This is a genomic window from Novosphingobium oxfordense (assembly GCF_044029435.1).
In the GTDB taxonomy this organism is placed as follows: Bacteria; Pseudomonadota; Alphaproteobacteria; order Sphingomonadales; family Sphingomonadaceae; genus Novosphingobium.
In genome coordinates this window covers 2,633,571-2,647,712 of the sequence record NZ_CP147005.1, presented here as the reverse complement: position 1 = coordinate 2,647,712, position 14,142 = coordinate 2,633,571, and the positions used below count along the sequence as shown (strand labels likewise).

The window sequence follows — 14,142 nt, the reverse complement described above, 5'->3', positions numbered from 1 at the left end:
TCCTTATCCGAGCATGCCGATCAGGGTGTCGTACATTTCCGAGGCGGTGGTCATCACGCGCGCGGCGGCGCTGTAGCTGTTCTGGAGCACCACCATCTGGGCCAGTTCTTCGTCGATGTTCACGCCGGCGTAGCTGTCGCGCCGGTCCACCGCGTCGGACATCCGGGCCGATGCGTCGTCGTAGGCGTCCGACGCCTGCGATGCCGCCGAACCGACGCCGCCGAGCAGGGCGTTGGCGAAATTGCCGATGGTCTTGGTGCCGTCCTTGCCGAAATCGGCCGTGGCGGCGAGCGCATCGATGAACGCGGTGGCGTTGCGGAAGTCGCCTGAGCCGACCGCCTTTTCGCCGATCGCGGTGTCCAGCTGAAGCTGCGCGAGCGGCACCTTGGAGGTATCCGCCAGCATCGCCGGATCGACCTGGGCGTTGGCAAGGCCGCTGGCGTTGCCGGTCAGGCCCGAAAGCGCCGAGAACGACAGGCCGGTGCCGCTGCGGTTGGTCGAATCCGAAGGGATCGTGATCGCCGCGCCCGCGCTGGCGGCATTGGCGGTGAAGGCCACGCGGCCCTCGTCATCCAGCGCGAAACTGCCATAGGCGGCCAGCGGGCTGGAGTTCAGGTTGGAGACCAGATCGCCCCAGCTGTCGCTGCCGGTGCTGGTGTAGGTGTACTGGGTCAGCACCTTGCCGTTGGTGTCGCGCAGCACGATCTGCGCCGTCTCGCCCGAGGCGAAGCCGGTGGGATCGGTGCTGGTGAAGCCCGAAGGCGTCAATGCGCTGCTGTCCGAACGGATGATGTTGTTCAGGCCGAAGAACTGCGAGAATCCCACGCCCGCGCGGTCGCTGGGGGTGTCCGGATCCTGCGCGATGGCGATGCCGTTCGAACTGCTGGTGGCGGTGATCGACATCACGCCCTTGGCATCGATGCTGGCGGTCGCGTCAGGCGAAAGACCGGCGTTGATCGCGGCAATCGCATCGTCGACCGTGGCGCCCGCGCCCAGTGCGTCGAAATCGATCGTCACCTTGTTGACCAGGGTGCCGTCCTTACCCAGCACCGCGAAGGTCGCCTTGCCGGTGAAGCCCAGACGGTCGCTGCCGGTAAGGCCGTTGGCCTGTCCGGTCAGCGTGTTGGGCGGGGGCAGGGTGGTGCCCTCGTTTGAAACCTTGTTCAGCGTTTCGGCAAGGCCGCTGAAAAGCTGGCCCAGCTGTTCGTTGAACTGCGGCAGCACGCGGTCGCGCATGTCCAGCAGCCCGCCCAGCTTGCCGCCGACCGAAGTGGAATCGATCTTCTCTCCGGTGGAGGCGCCCATGGTGCCGTCGTCGGCGGCGAAGCGGATGTCGATCGAGGAATAAGTCGCCTGCGAGGCGCCGGCACCCGAATTGTACGAAAGCTGGCGCAGCCGCTTGTCCAGCAGGGTCTGGCCCGAAGCAGTATCGATGAAGACGCGGCCGTCGCTCTGTTCGCGGACGGTCACATTCATCAGGCCGCTGAGTTCCTGCAGCGCGGACATGCGCTGGTCGGCCACGCCCGATGTGCTCTGGCCCAGGCCCTGCAGGCGGGCGACTTCGTCGTTGAGGTCGTTGATCTTCTGCAGCAGCACGTTGGCGCGATCGACCGTGTTGCCGACGTCTGTCTCGACATCGGCTTGGAGGCTGGAAACGTCCTTGGTCAGGCCGTTCAGCGTGTCGAGCGTATCGTCGATGCTGCCGGTGAACAGCGCGACCGACTGGGCCGATCCGTTAAGGCCGCTGATCTCCGACACGGCGGAGGAAATCGCGTTCAGCCGGGCGGTGAGCCCGGACGTGGATGTGGTGGAGCCCAGCAGCGACTGCAGCCGGTCCATGTAGGTGTTGACCACTTCGGCGCGGCCCGAGGTGCCGGCGCGCTGATAGACGGCGTTCTCCAGGAACTTGTCCGCCACGCGCGAAGGCTCGCCCACGACGACGCCGGTGACCTGCCCTCCCGAAACGGAGGTCGCCAGCGACACCTTCTGCCGGGCGTAGCCGGCGGTGTTGACGTTGGCGATGTTGTTGGAGACCGTTTGCATCCCCGCCTGCGACGCCGAAAGGCCCGAAATGGCGGAACTGAGGATCTGGTTGAGGGACACGTTTCGGTTTCCTGCGATTCTCGTGGAAGGGAAGGAATGGGTATTAAGGGTGCGGCACCGGCCCTCTCCTCCACCCGATCTCCCCTACGGGGTAGGATCTGGGAGGTCGGGTGGGGGAGAGGGCCGGTGCCGCTAAAATCCGCCTGCGGCGGATTTTCAGACTACCGCTTCAGGTTGCTGACTTCCTGAAGCATGTCGTCGACGGTCGTGATGATCTTCGACGAGGCGCTGTAGGCGCGCTGGTAGATGATCATGTTCGAGAATTCCGACGCGAGATCGACGTTCGACGCTTCCAGCGTGCCGGCGGAGAGCTTGCCGCCGCCCAGCGAGCCAGGCTCGTTGATCGAGGCGCTGCCCGAATCCTGCGAAGCGACATAGGCGTTGCCGCTGACGCGGGTAAGACCGTCCGGGTTGGCGAAGGTCGCCAGCGGAAGCTGGTAGATCGCGCGCGAAGTACCGTCGTCGAATACTGCGCTGACCACGCCCGTGTCCGAGATCTCGACCGAGGAGACGGTGCCCAGCATGCCGCCGTTGGCGCTGGAGGTCAGGAGGGCGGACGCGCTGCCGAACTGGGTCAGGCCGTCAAGCCCGTCGTCGGTGCCGAGCGAAAGGCTGATCGGCGTCGAACCGGCGCCGTTGGACCAACCGATGTCGAGGTTGGAGAACAGCGAGGAGGACGAACCGGCCAGGTCCAGGCTGCCGTCGGCGTTGAAGCTGATCGTGCCCGAAGCGAGCAGGCCGTCGGTCACCGCGGCGCCGCCGGACGTCGAGACGTCGGCCGGGTCGGCGGTGATTTCGGCCGCCCAGGTGTTGGTGCCGGTCTTGATGAAGTTGAAGGTCACGTCGTGCGAGGTGCCCTGCGCGTCATAGACGGTGACAGAGCGCGAGAACTGCGGCGTGGTCGTGCCTGATGCCATGTCGCCGGCGGTGTAGCCGGTCACCGCGGTGGCGGTGGAATCGAGGTTGGCGCGCATCGAGATCTTGGTGGTCGGCGTGGCCGCACCCGTCAGCGCGTTCGGCTTGATCGCCTCAAGCGAATTCAGGTTGCCGTTGTTGACGTAGTTGCCATCGGCATCCAGCGGCCAGCCGGTCAGGTAGTAGCCTGCGGTGTTGACCAGATAGCCGTCGGGATCGGTGGTGAACGAACCGGCGCGGGTATAGGCGACGGTGCCGCTGGTGTCGGCGCTGGAACGGACGACGAAGAAGCCCGCGCCGTCGATGCCGATGTCGGTCAGGCTGCTGGAAGCCTGGAGCAGACCCTGCTTGGAAATCAGCGCCTTGGGAGAGGCGGTGACGCCGCCGGCCGAGTAGCTGCTCTTGACCTTGCCGTCGGTGACCAGGGTCTGGAACTGGGCCGAGACGCCCTTGTAGCCGACGGTGTTGACGTTGGTGATGTTGTCCGCGACGGTCGCCATCGCGCTCGCCTGAGCGCCGAGGCCGGACACGCCCGCGTATAGAGCTGAATAGAGGCTCATGTCATTCTCCTGTGCGTCCCGGGCCGGAAAATGGCGGTTCCGGCATGTGGACAAGCCATTGTAGGATGAAACCAACCCCCAACCGTGCGGACGGGCGCGAAAAAACCCGCAAGACCGTCACCGGGATGACACGGTTCATCCTATAATTTCGGAAAGTGTTTCGGGGGCTGCACACATGACTCTTCGCATATCGCTCAAGAAGGGCGAGCCGGTGATCGTCAACGGCGCGGTATTGCGCGCACAGTCGCGCACGGACCTGGTGGTGGAGAACACCGCCACGATCCTGCGCGGCCGCGAAGTGATGAAACCGGAAGAGGCGGTAACCCCGGCGCGCGCGCTCTATTTCGCCTGCATGATGGCCTATATCGATGAAGCGGATATCGCCCGTCACAAGCAGACGCTGCTCGAACGGCTGGAAACGCTGATGGTCGCGCTGGAATCGCATGAGGCCAAGGCCGTCTGCATCCGCTTCGCCCAGAAGATCGCAGTAGGCCAGTTCTACGCCGCGCTGGCCGATTGCCGCTGGCTGATCGCCTACGAAAGCGATGCGCTGGCCCGTTTCCCCGGGGCCGATGCCGCGGCGGAATCCGCCGAACCCGCTACGGCCGCCTGACCGTCCGGCGATGGCCAGTCTTGCCGCTGCCGCCGCGGGCTTGCGCCTGCTTACGCCCGACCAGCGCCATGGCCGGGTCGTGGCCGTGCGCGGCGCATTGATCGAGGTTGAGGGGCTGTCCGGCGCCGCCCAGATCGGCTCGCGCGTCAGCCTGCACGCGCAGGGCGGCATCGGTGCGGACGTGGTGGAGGCCGAAGTGACCGGCCTCGATCGCGGGATCGCCCATTGCCTGCCATTCAGCGACCCGCAGGGCATCGCCTCCGGATCGCGCGCCAGTCTTTCCGCCAGCCAGTTCGGTCTGCGCCCCTCCGAAGGGTGGCTGGGCCGCATGATCGACGGCCTCGGCCGCCCGGTCGACGGCAAGGGCGCGCTGCCGCAAGGGGCGATCCTGCGCAAGATCAAGGCTTCGCCGCCGCCGGCATCGGCGCGGGCGCGCGTGGGCACTTGCGTTTCGACCGGGGTGCGCGCGCTCGATATCTTCGCGCCGCTCTGCAAGGGGCAGCGCCTTGGCCTGTTCGCCGGTTCGGGCGTCGGCAAGTCCGTCCTGCTCTCGATGCTGGCGCGCTGGACCGAGTGCGATGTCGCGGTGATCGGCCTGATCGGCGAGCGTGGCCGCGAAGTGCAGGAATTCGTGCAGGACGACCTCGGCGTGGAGGGCCTTGCCCGCAGCGTCGTCGTCGTCGCGACTTCGGACGAGCCGGCGCTGATGCGCCGTCAGGCCGCCTGGACCACGCTGAGCGTGGCCGAACATTTCCGCGACCAGGGCCTGAACGTGCTGTGCCTGATGGACTCGGTAACCCGTTTCGCCATGGCCCAGCGTGAGATCGGCCTTGCCAGCGGCGAGCCGCCGGCGACCAAGGGCTATACCCCCACCGTCTTCGCCGAACTGCCGCGCCTGCTGGAGCGGGCCGGGCCGGGGCTGCCGGGGCAGGGCACGATCACCGGCCTGTTCACCGTGCTGGTGGATGGCGACGATCACAACGAGCCGGTGGCCGACGCGGTGCGCGGCATTCTGGACGGCCACGTGGTCATCACCCGCCAGATTGCCGAGCGTGGCCGCTATCCCGCGATCGACGTGCTGAAGTCGGTCTCGCGAACGCTTCCCCATGCGCTGGGCGAGAACGAGAACCGCCTGCGCCTGGCCGCGCGGCGTGAGCTTTCGACCTATCGCGACATGGAAGAGATGGTCCGGCTGGGCGCCTATCGCGCCGGGTCGAGCGAGCAGGTGGACCGCGCCGTGGCGCTGGCGCCCTGGCTGGAAGACCTGCTGAAGCAGGGCAAGAACGAACGCGGCCATGCCGAGGACAGTTTCGCCGCGCTCGCGGCGATCATGGAACTTCCCGAGTTGGAGCCCGAACCGGAGGCAGCCGATGAAAACACCGTATGACGCCGCGCTGCGCGTGCAGCGGCGCGAGATCGACGAGATGAGCGTGGCCATCAGCCGCGAGCAGGGCGTGCTGGCCGCCGTGGAGCAGGCGCAGGCCGATGCCCATGCCGCGCGCAGCCGTGAAAAGGCGGTTGCCGGTGCTGATCTGGGCTTCGTCTCGCACGGCTATTTTGCGCGCCTGCGGGCAGAGCAGCGCCAGCTTACCGGCTTGCAGGCCGAACTGGCGCAGCGGCTGGAAGGCTTGCGCGCGGAAGCGGTGGAGGCCTTCGGCACGTTCCGCACGATCGAAAGCGCGGCAGAGGCGTTCAAGCAGGAAGCCGAGCGCGCGCAGGCCAATGCCGAGCAGGCGGGCATCGACGACATCGCCGCCATGGCCTTCATCAAGGCCCGGCGCTCCATCCGGCGCGAGAAGCGGCCGTGAGCAGCCCGGTCGGCCCCGCAAACCCGGCTGCGGTTCATTCTGCCGGTCAGGCCGCGGCGCAAGTGCGCGGGCTGGATTCCGCGCAGAAGGCGCGGCTGATCTATGCGCAGGCGCGCAGCGAAATGTCCGACCGGCTCTGGCGCGCGGCGCTGGGCGACGGCAGTTCGGACGACAAGGATACGCGCCCGACCGACCGGCGCGGGCTGCCGCTCAGCCTGGAAGCGCTGATCGGGATGCTTGAAGGAGACAAGGCAGCGGCGACGCCGCTGGCCGGTCTGGCGCAGCCGCACCATCATGCGCAGGGCGACATGTCCAGCGACGGCGGCGATGGCCGGCGGCGCGATGGCGGTGAAGATGGCCAGACCGACGGGGGGCAGTCCGACGGCGGTGACGCCGGTAGCGCCGCGCTGTCGCTGGGGCAGGGGCCCAATGCCCGCTACGCGCCGATGTTGAGCGCGGCGGCCTCGCGCACCGGGCTTCCGGCGCCGGTACTGGCGACGATCGTCCATGCGGAGGCAGCCAAGGATGGCGAGGGGCGCTGGATGCCCTATTCGCGCAACCCGCGTTCGAGCGCGGCGGGTCTGGGCCAGTTCCTGTCCGGCACCTGGGAAGGCGAGGCGGAGCGCGAGGGCACCTGGCTGAACGCCACCGCCCGCGCCAACGGCTGGCTGGACGGGCGCGGCCATGTGCGCGGCGATGCCCGCGCCGAGCTTCTGTCGCTGCGGTACGATCCGCAGGCGGCGATCGAGACCACGGCCGACTATGCCCGCGCCAATCTTGACGGGCTGCGCCATGCCGGCGTGCGCGTGGGCGAAGGCGTGGAGGACATTGCGAAGGCCGCCTATATCGGCCATCACCTTGGCCGGGGTGACGCAGTTCGTTTTCTGACAGGCAGTCTGGATCCAGCGCGCGCGCGTCGGCTGCTGGACGCGCAGATCGGTTCGGCGCAGGCGAATCGTCGCATCGAGGCGGCCGGAAGCGCCGTCGCGGCGCATCGTTCGTGGCTGCTGGACTATGTCGGGCGGACCATAAAACCCGCAGTTTTCGCGGCCTGACGGGCATTTTGAGCGACTGGCCGAAAGGCATCCGGCTGGTCGAGAACTTTCAAAAAATATAGGATAAAAGATTTCTTGTTATAGGATTGATGACGCGTTAAGAATGCCAAGCACAGATTGGACTGGTTGAAGGACGATGGCTGCAGGGGTGCAGTCCGTCCCGTGCTTGGGGGCTCAACATGTCGAAGATCACTATTGCTCTGGAATCCGCCGTGGCCGGCGTGAAGGCCAATACGCCCATCGAAGGGCAGTCCCCCACGGCGCGGCAACGTGCCGAGGTGGACCGGGCTTTCGCACATATCCTGCGCCTTATCGCGCCGCGTATCCGCCACTTCATCCGCCAGTACGGCCTTGCCGCCCACTGGGACGATGCCGAACAGGCCTGCGCCATCGCCGTACACCGTGCGATCCAGGCCTATGACCCGGAGAAGGCGCAGTTCACCACGTTCGTGAACTGGCAGATCCGTGGCGAACTGCAGAGCCTGCGCTTCCGCCTGATGACCGACCAGCGCCCTTCGGCGAAGAAGGTGGAGGCGGTGACCGTCTCGCTGGACGCGATCGGCAGCGGCGAAGATGGCGAGGAAATCTCCATCGTCGCCTCGATCGAGGATGAGGAAGCGCTTGAACGCACCGAATCCGCCGCTTCGGACTATCTGGCGCGCGAAGCGATGATCTCGCTGACCGACACCTATATCGAACATCTCCGCAAGATGGGCATGGATCGCCTGCGCCGTCAGGCCCGCCCGAAGAAGGGGCGCAAGGCCGTGCTGGAGGCCGCCGATGCCGGTAGCGCCGCTGGCGACCGCCAGGCCCGCCGCGTATGGCGCGCCGAAAGCGCACCGATCGATCCGGCCGATCTTGCCGAGCTGGAAGAGCGCCTGCGCCACAACCGGCTGGTGGTGGAGAACCGCCTGTTCGATCTGGTCCCCGGCGACATCTTCGATGACGAGACCGGCCAGCTGCGCGAACGCGCGCGCCAGATCGCCAAGCGTGCCGCGCGCACGATGTGCGAACTGGCCGGGCTGGACCCGCGCTTCGCGATGATGGCGGAATACGGGCAGCTGCTCTCCGCACACTGACGATTTGCCGTAACTCGCCTGCCTCGCCTGCTCTCCTTGCAGGGCGGGGCATTCGGGTCGCACCTCTCGACGTTGCCCGGACCCCATGCCGTTGGCGACGGACGAGAACCCCCGGGAGGGAGCGCGGCCTTGCGCTCCCTCCCGGGCCGTTTTCGGGCCGCTCCGCTCATCCGATATTTCGTCGATATTCGCCCGAATACCCGTGATCGATGCTAGATTGCGGATAGCCCGGCGCGACAACCAGACAACTGGCGTCGGAGTACGTGAGGGAGCTTTCCAAAATCATGATCCGTCATTCGGGCCTTCAGGCCTTCGCCTACGGGACAACCCCGGCGATCGTTCCGACTGCCGACCGGCCGCAGCCTGTTTCCATCGGCAAGATGGGGTGCCGCGCCGGTGCCTTGATCGGCGCCGCGGCGCTGATGGCCGGACTTTCCGCCACGGCCCATGCCGCTGACGACAACGACGGTCTGCTGAAGCAGGCCATCGGCGGCCCGGACGGACTGACCATCACCGGCGGCGTCCGCGCCCGTGTCGAGGGGATCGACGGCCAGTTCCGCCCCGGCAAGGCGGAGGACGACGTGATGTTCTCTCTAAAAACCACGCTTGCGGTCGATTACGATGGCGGTCCCTTCCGCATCGGCGGCGAACTGTGGGACGCGCGCGCCTATGGCGAGCATGACAATTCCTCTGCCGGCACTACCGAAGTCAACGCGATGGAACTGGTGCAGGCCTATGTCGGGCTGGACTTCAAGACCGGCGCCAAGGGCGAGGCCAGGCTGACGGCGGGCCGCTTCACCATGAACATCGGTTCGCGCCGCCTGATCGCGCGCCAGCAGTTCCGCAATTCCACCAATGCCTATACCGGCGTGAACTTCGTGTGGAAGGGCGGCAACGGCGATCAGATCATCGCGCTGTGGTCGATGCCTCAGCAGCGCCTGCCCGACGACACCCAGGGCATCCAAGACAACAAGGTGGTGTGGGACCGCGAAAGCACCGACCTCCAGCTGTGGGGCGCACACCTGACCAAGGCGCATGTGTTCGGCGGTGTGCTGGAAGTCTACGGCTTCGGCCTGGACGAGCGGGACAGCCCGACGGTGCTGACCAAGAACCGGCACCTCTTCACTCCCGGCGCGCGGCTGTTCCGCAAGCCGAAGGCGGGGCACTTCGACTACGACGTGGAAGGTGCCTACCAGTTCGGATCGACGCGCCTGACAACCTCTGCCAGCGACATGAACGACGTTCCCGTCTCCGCCTATCTGATCCATGCCGAAGCGGGCACCACCTTCAAGAGCAGCTGGCAGCCGCGCCTGTCCTTCGATTTCGACGTGGCCAGCGGCGACAAGGCGGGATCGAAGACATACAATCGCTTCGATACGCTCTACGGCGCGCGGCGCTTCGATTTCGGCCCCACCGGCCTCTACGGCGCGGTCGGCCGTTCCAACCTGCTTTCGGGCGGCGTGCGGGTGGAGGCGAAGCCGGACAAGAAGTCGGACATGATGTTCATGTACCGCGCGCTCTGGCTGGCATCCCGCACCGACAGCTTCGCATCGACCAGCGTGCGCGATGCCAAGGGCAACAGCGGCAACTTTGCAGGCAATCAGTTCGATCTGCGCTATCGCCGGACGTTGGTGCCGAACGTGCTGCACTTCGATACCGGCGTGGCCTATCTCGCCAAGGGCCGCTTCCTGAAGGACGCGCCCAACGCGCCGCAGACGGGCGACACGAAGTACGGCTACTTCGACATGTACTTCGATTTCTAAGCGAGACTGACGGGATCCGGCGCCGATACAATGGCGCCGGGTCCATTTCATAGAGTCTGTTTGGAAAATGCCCGGAAGGGCATTTTCGTGGCGGCACCGGCCCACTCCCCCACCCGACCTCCCACAAGTGTATCCTGATGGGAGGTCGGGTGGGGGAGTGGGCCGGTGCCGCCTCCGGACGTCAGTCCGGAAAAAGATACTGCCGCAAGCCATTCGCGGATGCGCATGGCGTATCCAACAAAAACCTCAATCCATCGGCACCAGGCCGGCGGAAAAGGCGATGCGCAGCGCTTCGGACAGGCTGCGCACGCCCAGCTTCTCCATCAGCTTGGCGCGATAGATCTCCACCGTGCGCGGGCTGATATCCAGATCGTGCGCGATCACCTTGTTCGATTGCCCATCGATCAGCCCCATCAGCACGTCCCGCTCCCGCGGCGACAGCTGTTCCAGCATGGTGATCGCCTGCTCCTTGCGCTGCGCCGCCGCGCGTGAGGCGGCCTGGTGCGAGAAGGCCGCCTCCAGCGCGGCGATCAGCTTCAGGTGATCGCAGGGCTTCTCGATGAAATCGGCGGCGCCCAGCTTCATTGCCTGCACGGCGACGGAGACGTCGCCCTCGCCGGTCAGCACGATCGGCACGAAGCGCGACGGGGCATCGCCGATCGCGGCCAGAACCTGCAGGCCGGGGGTGCCGGGCATGTGCAGGTCCAGCAGCAGGCAGCCCGGATCCAGCGTGGGGGCGACTTCCAGGAACGCGTCCCCGGATTCGAAGCAGGTGATGCGGCTGTCGACGATCAGCGAGAGCAGGTACTCCAGCGAAGTCCGCACCGCATAGTCGTCGTCGACGATATAGATCCGCCGCGTGCTCATCCGGCCTTCAGCTCCTGCTCGCAGTATGTCGGCAACGTGAACTCGATCGCCGCGCCGCCGCCTTCGATATTGCGCAGCGACAGAGTGCCGCCGTGAGTCTCGACGATACGACGGCAGATCGAAAGGCCCAAGCCCATGCCGTTGGCTTTAGTCGAACTGAATGCCTCGAACGGACGATTGATAACCTGATCGGGGAAGCCCGGCCCATTATCGACGACGCGGATCACGATCTGCGCCTCTCCGGTGCTGGAGGCGGGATGCTGGGTGGTGATGGTCACCGCCGGGTTGGCCACTTCGTGGGCTTCCAGCGCGTCGAAGGCATTGTTGATCAGGTTGACCAGCACCTGCTGGATATGGATGCGATCTGCCAGCACCAGCGGCGATACGCCGCAAGGGCGATAGTCCAGCCGCACGCCCGGCGCGCGGCTGCGCGACCGGGCCAGTTGCAGCGTATCGGCCACCACATCGTCCAGCGGCTCTGCACGGATATCCATCTCGCCCTTGGAGACGAAGGCGCGCATGCGGCGGATGATGTCGCCCGCGCGCAGCACTTCCTGGCTGGCCAGGCGCAGCAGGCGGCGCAACTGGTCCTGCCGCCATTCGCGCTGCAACTGCAGTTCGATGGCGCCCAGGAAGTTCGACGTGGCGGTGAGCGGCTGGTTCAGCTCATGCGCCAGCCCCGCGCTCATCTCGCCCATGGCGCTGACGCGCGAGGCGTGGAGGAACTGTTCGCGCAGTTCGTGGATGCGCGCCTCGGTATCCAACTGCTCGCGCAAGTTGCGCACGAAGGCGATGGAGATCTGCTCGTTGCCGATGTTCGCCGCGCCCACGGCCAGTTCCACCGGCACCTGATTGCCTGCGCGGTCGATCCCGGCAGTGATGCGGGTGCGGGTGGGGCGATCCTGCCAGCGCTCCGCCTTGTTGGGCTCCGCATCCGGTTCGGGATCGGGCGACGGGTGGAAGTATTGCGGCAGCACCAGCCGGATATCCTCACCCAGCACTTCGTGCGCGGCATAGCCGAACAGCGCCTCGGCCGTGGTGGAGAAGCTGCGGACGTGGCCATTCTCGTCGATGGTGATCATCGCCTCGGGAACGGTTTCGAGGATCGAGCGCAGTTCGGATTCGCGCGATTTCAGCATTTCGGCGCGCTGCTCGCGCTCGGTCGCGTCCATCACGATGCCGATCATGCCCATGCTGCCGGTGGCGGCATCGCTGTGGATCAGCACGGTGCCTTCGATCACGCGCGGCTCTACGGCATCGCGGGTCTGAAGGCGGAAGGCATAGCGGCCGGGCGTCCAATCCTCCACCGGCCCCAGCTTGCGGTCGAAGCGCTGGTCCAGATGGGCGCGCCAGCTCTCGATCCCGCCGACGAAACTGCCCGCCGAAAGGCCGAACAGCGTTTCGGCCTGCCCGTGGAAGCAGAAGCGGTCAGTATCGCTGGACCATTCGAAGATGCCCAGGCCGTGCAGTTCCACTGCCAGCGCCAGCCGCGCCTCGCTGGCCAGCATCGCCTGTTCGGCACGCTGGCGGGCGGTCACGTCGGTCATCGACAGGACTACCATCGGCGGCAGGTCGCTGCGTGGCTGCACCACCTGCCGCGTCTCGAACACGCGTAGCTGGGTGCCATCGCTGCGCAGTTCCGCCAGCTCGCTTTCCTGCGGTGCCAGCGGGTGGGAGGGGCGATAGTCGCGCCCGGCGATCTTGGTGGCGCCGGTCAGCTCGTGCTTGTCCAGCCCGATCGCCTGTTCCGCGCTCCAGCCATAGAGCCGGGCGGCACCGTCGGACCAGCGCAGGATGCGTCCCTGCAAGTCGGTGATGGCGATCGGCGCGGAATCGAGCGCGACATTGATGGCCCAGCGGGCGCTGCTTTCGCGCCCGATACGCATCCAGGCCCAGGCGATCAGCGCGCAGGACGCGGTGACCTGCAATGCGGCGAGGAAGATCACCACGGCTTCGGGGGCAAGGCCGGAGTGCTTGCGCGCCCAGAACTGGACGATCGCCGAAAGCACCGGCAGCGCCACCGAAAGCGTAAGCGTCCACTGCAGGGTAGGCGCCCCGAAGCCGCAAAGCGGCTTGAGCGGCCAGGCGTAGTGACGCCGCAGCAGGATGAGCGCCATCGCCAGCACGCAGACCGAAAGCATGCTGGGGATCGACATCAGGGCATGGCGGGTGGCCGTATCCGGCAGGCTGACGCCGGTCGGCAGCAGGGTGCCGGAGATCAGGGCGATGGCGATGGCGACGCAGGCGAACGTCACGGTGGTCCGCCGCACGGTGCGATAGGGCGCGGCGACCGCGAACGTGCCGATGGCCAGCAGCAGCACCGCCAGCGCGGGCAAGACTCCGGGCCGGCCCGGCGCATGGCGCATCTGGTTGACCACGGTCTTGGGGAACAGCAGCAGGTCCAGCCCGAAGGTCCGGCCCGTGGCTTCCTCTGCCAGCGCGGCCAGTCCTATAAACACCGGAAGGATGAGAAGTGCGCGGGCAAGACCGGGCCTACCGCGCGCGGTCACCCACAGGGCCACGCCGATTAGCATGCAGGAAACCGCTGTCAGCGGCTGCATGAGATAGCCGGTGGCCGACTGTCCCGTCAGGCTGAGGTTCCCCGAGAACCAGCCCAAAAGGACAATCATGCCGATGACTTGCGCCACCGCGACGAGGGCAGGAATGGCCGGTGCCATGTTGGCAGGAGCCGACCTGCCCGGCCGCGGCGGCGGAGGATTCAATTCCTGCATCCGGGTCCGCTGTCTGTGCCTATAAACTGAGGCTCGAAGGCGAGGGTCGCATTATCGCCTCGCGCGCGATTGTAAATAGACAGGGTGCGGAGCAGGCACGGCATGCCCTCCGCTTCGCGGATAACCGGTTGAAAATCGGTTTCTAAAAATACGCCGGGGCGGGATATATTTTCAGCGCAGCACGGCGCCCTGGCCGACCCGGCCGTTCTCGTTCGACAGGCCGTCGAGAATCGCGCGGTTCACGTCGATCAGATCGTCGATGGCGGCGCGACCGCTCATCACGCCGGACGTGTACTTGCCCACCCACAGGCCGATCGAGATGATCGTGGCGCGCAAGTCGTCGGGCAGGCGATTTCCCGGTATGGCACAAAGGTTTGCGAAAGTGCTCCAGACCACGCGGTTGCGGTGCAGCGCGGGCATCAGCTGCGCGCCCTTCAGTCCCGCATCGCGCGCGGCGATCATTTCAGCGGTGATCTGGGTCATCAACCGGTACTCGGTGCTCCGCGGCGAGGCGGCGACCTCCTGCACACGGCGATAGGCATTGATCGACATGGTGGCTCCAACGAAATCGTCCGCGCCGATGGGCGCCTTTCAAATATAGGACGAAATCGTTGCGGGCGGTCGTGCCCCCGTCGCTTGCCGATGCA

At 66.4% G+C, this 14,142-nt stretch carries 11 protein-coding genes; 6 read left to right on the top strand and 5 right to left on the bottom strand.

The features are described from left to right. Nucleotides 1–3: 3 nt before the first annotated feature. On the bottom strand, nucleotides 4–2,103 hold the full coding sequence (gene flgK / locus WBP07_RS12275) for a flagellar hook-associated protein FlgK (RefSeq protein ID WP_395391345.1): 2,100 nt from the start codon (nucleotides 2,101–2,103) through the stop codon (nucleotides 4–6). Between the two features lie 161 nt (nucleotides 2,104–2,264). Next, nucleotides 2,265–3,578: a flagellar hook protein FlgE gene (gene flgE, locus WBP07_RS12270; RefSeq protein ID WP_395391343.1), complete on the bottom strand. Its 1,314-nt coding sequence runs from the start codon at nucleotides 3,576–3,578 to the stop codon at nucleotides 2,265–2,267. A gap of 175 nt (nucleotides 3,579–3,753) precedes the next feature. Here flgE and WBP07_RS12265 point away from each other — a divergent pair, with 175 nt between their 5' ends. From WBP07_RS12265 to WBP07_RS12240, 6 genes are all read left to right on the top strand, one after another. Continuing rightward, nucleotides 3,754–4,191, top strand: a complete 438-nt coding sequence (locus tag WBP07_RS12265; protein ID WP_395391341.1) for a flagellar biosynthesis repressor FlbT — start codon at nucleotides 3,754–3,756, stop codon at nucleotides 4,189–4,191. 10 nt (nucleotides 4,192–4,201) lie between these two features. Next, nucleotides 4,202–5,578: a flagellar protein export ATPase FliI gene (fliI, locus tag WBP07_RS12260; RefSeq protein ID WP_395391339.1), complete on the top strand. Its 1,377-nt coding sequence runs from the start codon at nucleotides 4,202–4,204 to the stop codon at nucleotides 5,576–5,578. Beyond that, nucleotides 5,562–5,999, top strand: a complete 438-nt coding sequence (locus tag WBP07_RS12255) for a hypothetical protein (protein ID WP_395391337.1) — start codon at nucleotides 5,562–5,564, stop codon at nucleotides 5,997–5,999. The genes fliI and WBP07_RS12255 overlap by 17 nt, the downstream gene beginning before the upstream one ends. Further along, nucleotides 5,996–7,054, top strand: a complete 1,059-nt coding sequence (locus WBP07_RS12250) for a peptidoglycan-binding protein (RefSeq protein ID WP_395391335.1) — start codon at nucleotides 5,996–5,998, stop codon at nucleotides 7,052–7,054. Before WBP07_RS12255 ends, WBP07_RS12250 begins: the two co-directional genes overlap by 4 nt. 179 nt (nucleotides 7,055–7,233) lie before the next feature. Further along, on the top strand, nucleotides 7,234–8,133 hold the full coding sequence (locus tag WBP07_RS12245) for a sigma-70 family RNA polymerase sigma factor (protein ID WP_395391333.1): 900 nt from the start codon (nucleotides 7,234–7,236) through the stop codon (nucleotides 8,131–8,133). 284 nt (nucleotides 8,134–8,417) lie between these two features. After that, nucleotides 8,418–9,896, top strand: a complete 1,479-nt coding sequence (locus WBP07_RS12240; RefSeq protein WP_395391332.1) for an alginate export family protein — start codon at nucleotides 8,418–8,420, stop codon at nucleotides 9,894–9,896. 246 nt (nucleotides 9,897–10,142) lie between these two features. Here WBP07_RS12240 and WBP07_RS12235 read toward each other — a convergent pair whose 3' ends face one another. The 3 genes from WBP07_RS12235 to flaF all read right to left on the bottom strand — a co-directional run bounded on the left by WBP07_RS12235 (nucleotide 10,143) and on the right by flaF (nucleotide 14,047). After that, on the bottom strand, nucleotides 10,143–10,763 hold the full coding sequence (locus WBP07_RS12235) for a response regulator transcription factor (protein WP_395391330.1): 621 nt from the start codon (nucleotides 10,761–10,763) through the stop codon (nucleotides 10,143–10,145). Then, nucleotides 10,760–13,441, bottom strand: coding sequence for a PAS domain S-box protein (locus tag WBP07_RS12230; RefSeq protein ID WP_395391328.1), 2,682 nt, complete (start codon nucleotides 13,439–13,441; stop codon nucleotides 10,760–10,762). Before WBP07_RS12230 ends, WBP07_RS12235 begins: the two co-directional genes overlap by 4 nt. A gap of 225 nt (nucleotides 13,442–13,666) precedes the next feature. After that, nucleotides 13,667–14,047 (bottom strand): flagellar biosynthesis regulator FlaF, encoded by a 381-nt coding sequence (gene flaF / locus WBP07_RS12225; protein ID WP_395391327.1) that lies wholly within the window; start codon nucleotides 14,045–14,047, stop codon nucleotides 13,667–13,669. Nucleotides 14,048–14,142: the final 95 nt, after the last annotated feature.

Excerpts from the sequence above, each read along its gene's own strand:
- flgE (WP_395391343.1), bottom strand. The coding sequence starts at position 3,578 with ATGAGCCTCTATTCAGCTCTATACGCGGGCGTGTCCGGCCTCGGCGCT.
- WBP07_RS12265 (WP_395391341.1), top strand. The coding sequence starts at position 3,754 with ATGACTCTTCGCATATCGCTCAAGAAGGGCGAGCCGGTGATCGTCAAC.
- fliI (WP_395391339.1), top strand. The coding sequence starts at position 4,202 with ATGGCCAGTCTTGCCGCTGCCGCCGCGGGCTTGCGCCTGCTTACGCCC.
- WBP07_RS12255 (WP_395391337.1), top strand. The coding sequence starts at position 5,562 with ATGAAAACACCGTATGACGCCGCGCTGCGCGTGCAGCGGCGCGAGATC.
- WBP07_RS12245 (WP_395391333.1), top strand. The coding sequence starts at position 7,234 with ATGTCGAAGATCACTATTGCTCTGGAATCCGCCGTGGCCGGCGTGAAG.
- WBP07_RS12240 (WP_395391332.1), top strand. The coding sequence starts at position 8,418 with ATGATCCGTCATTCGGGCCTTCAGGCCTTCGCCTACGGGACAACCCCG.
- WBP07_RS12235 (WP_395391330.1), bottom strand. The coding sequence starts at position 10,763 with ATGAGCACGCGGCGGATCTATATCGTCGACGACGACTATGCGGTGCGG.
- WBP07_RS12230 (WP_395391328.1), bottom strand. The coding sequence starts at position 13,441 with ATGGCACCGGCCATTCCTGCCCTCGTCGCGGTGGCGCAAGTCATCGGC.
- flaF (WP_395391327.1), bottom strand. The coding sequence starts at position 14,047 with ATGTCGATCAATGCCTATCGCCGTGTGCAGGAGGTCGCCGCCTCGCCG.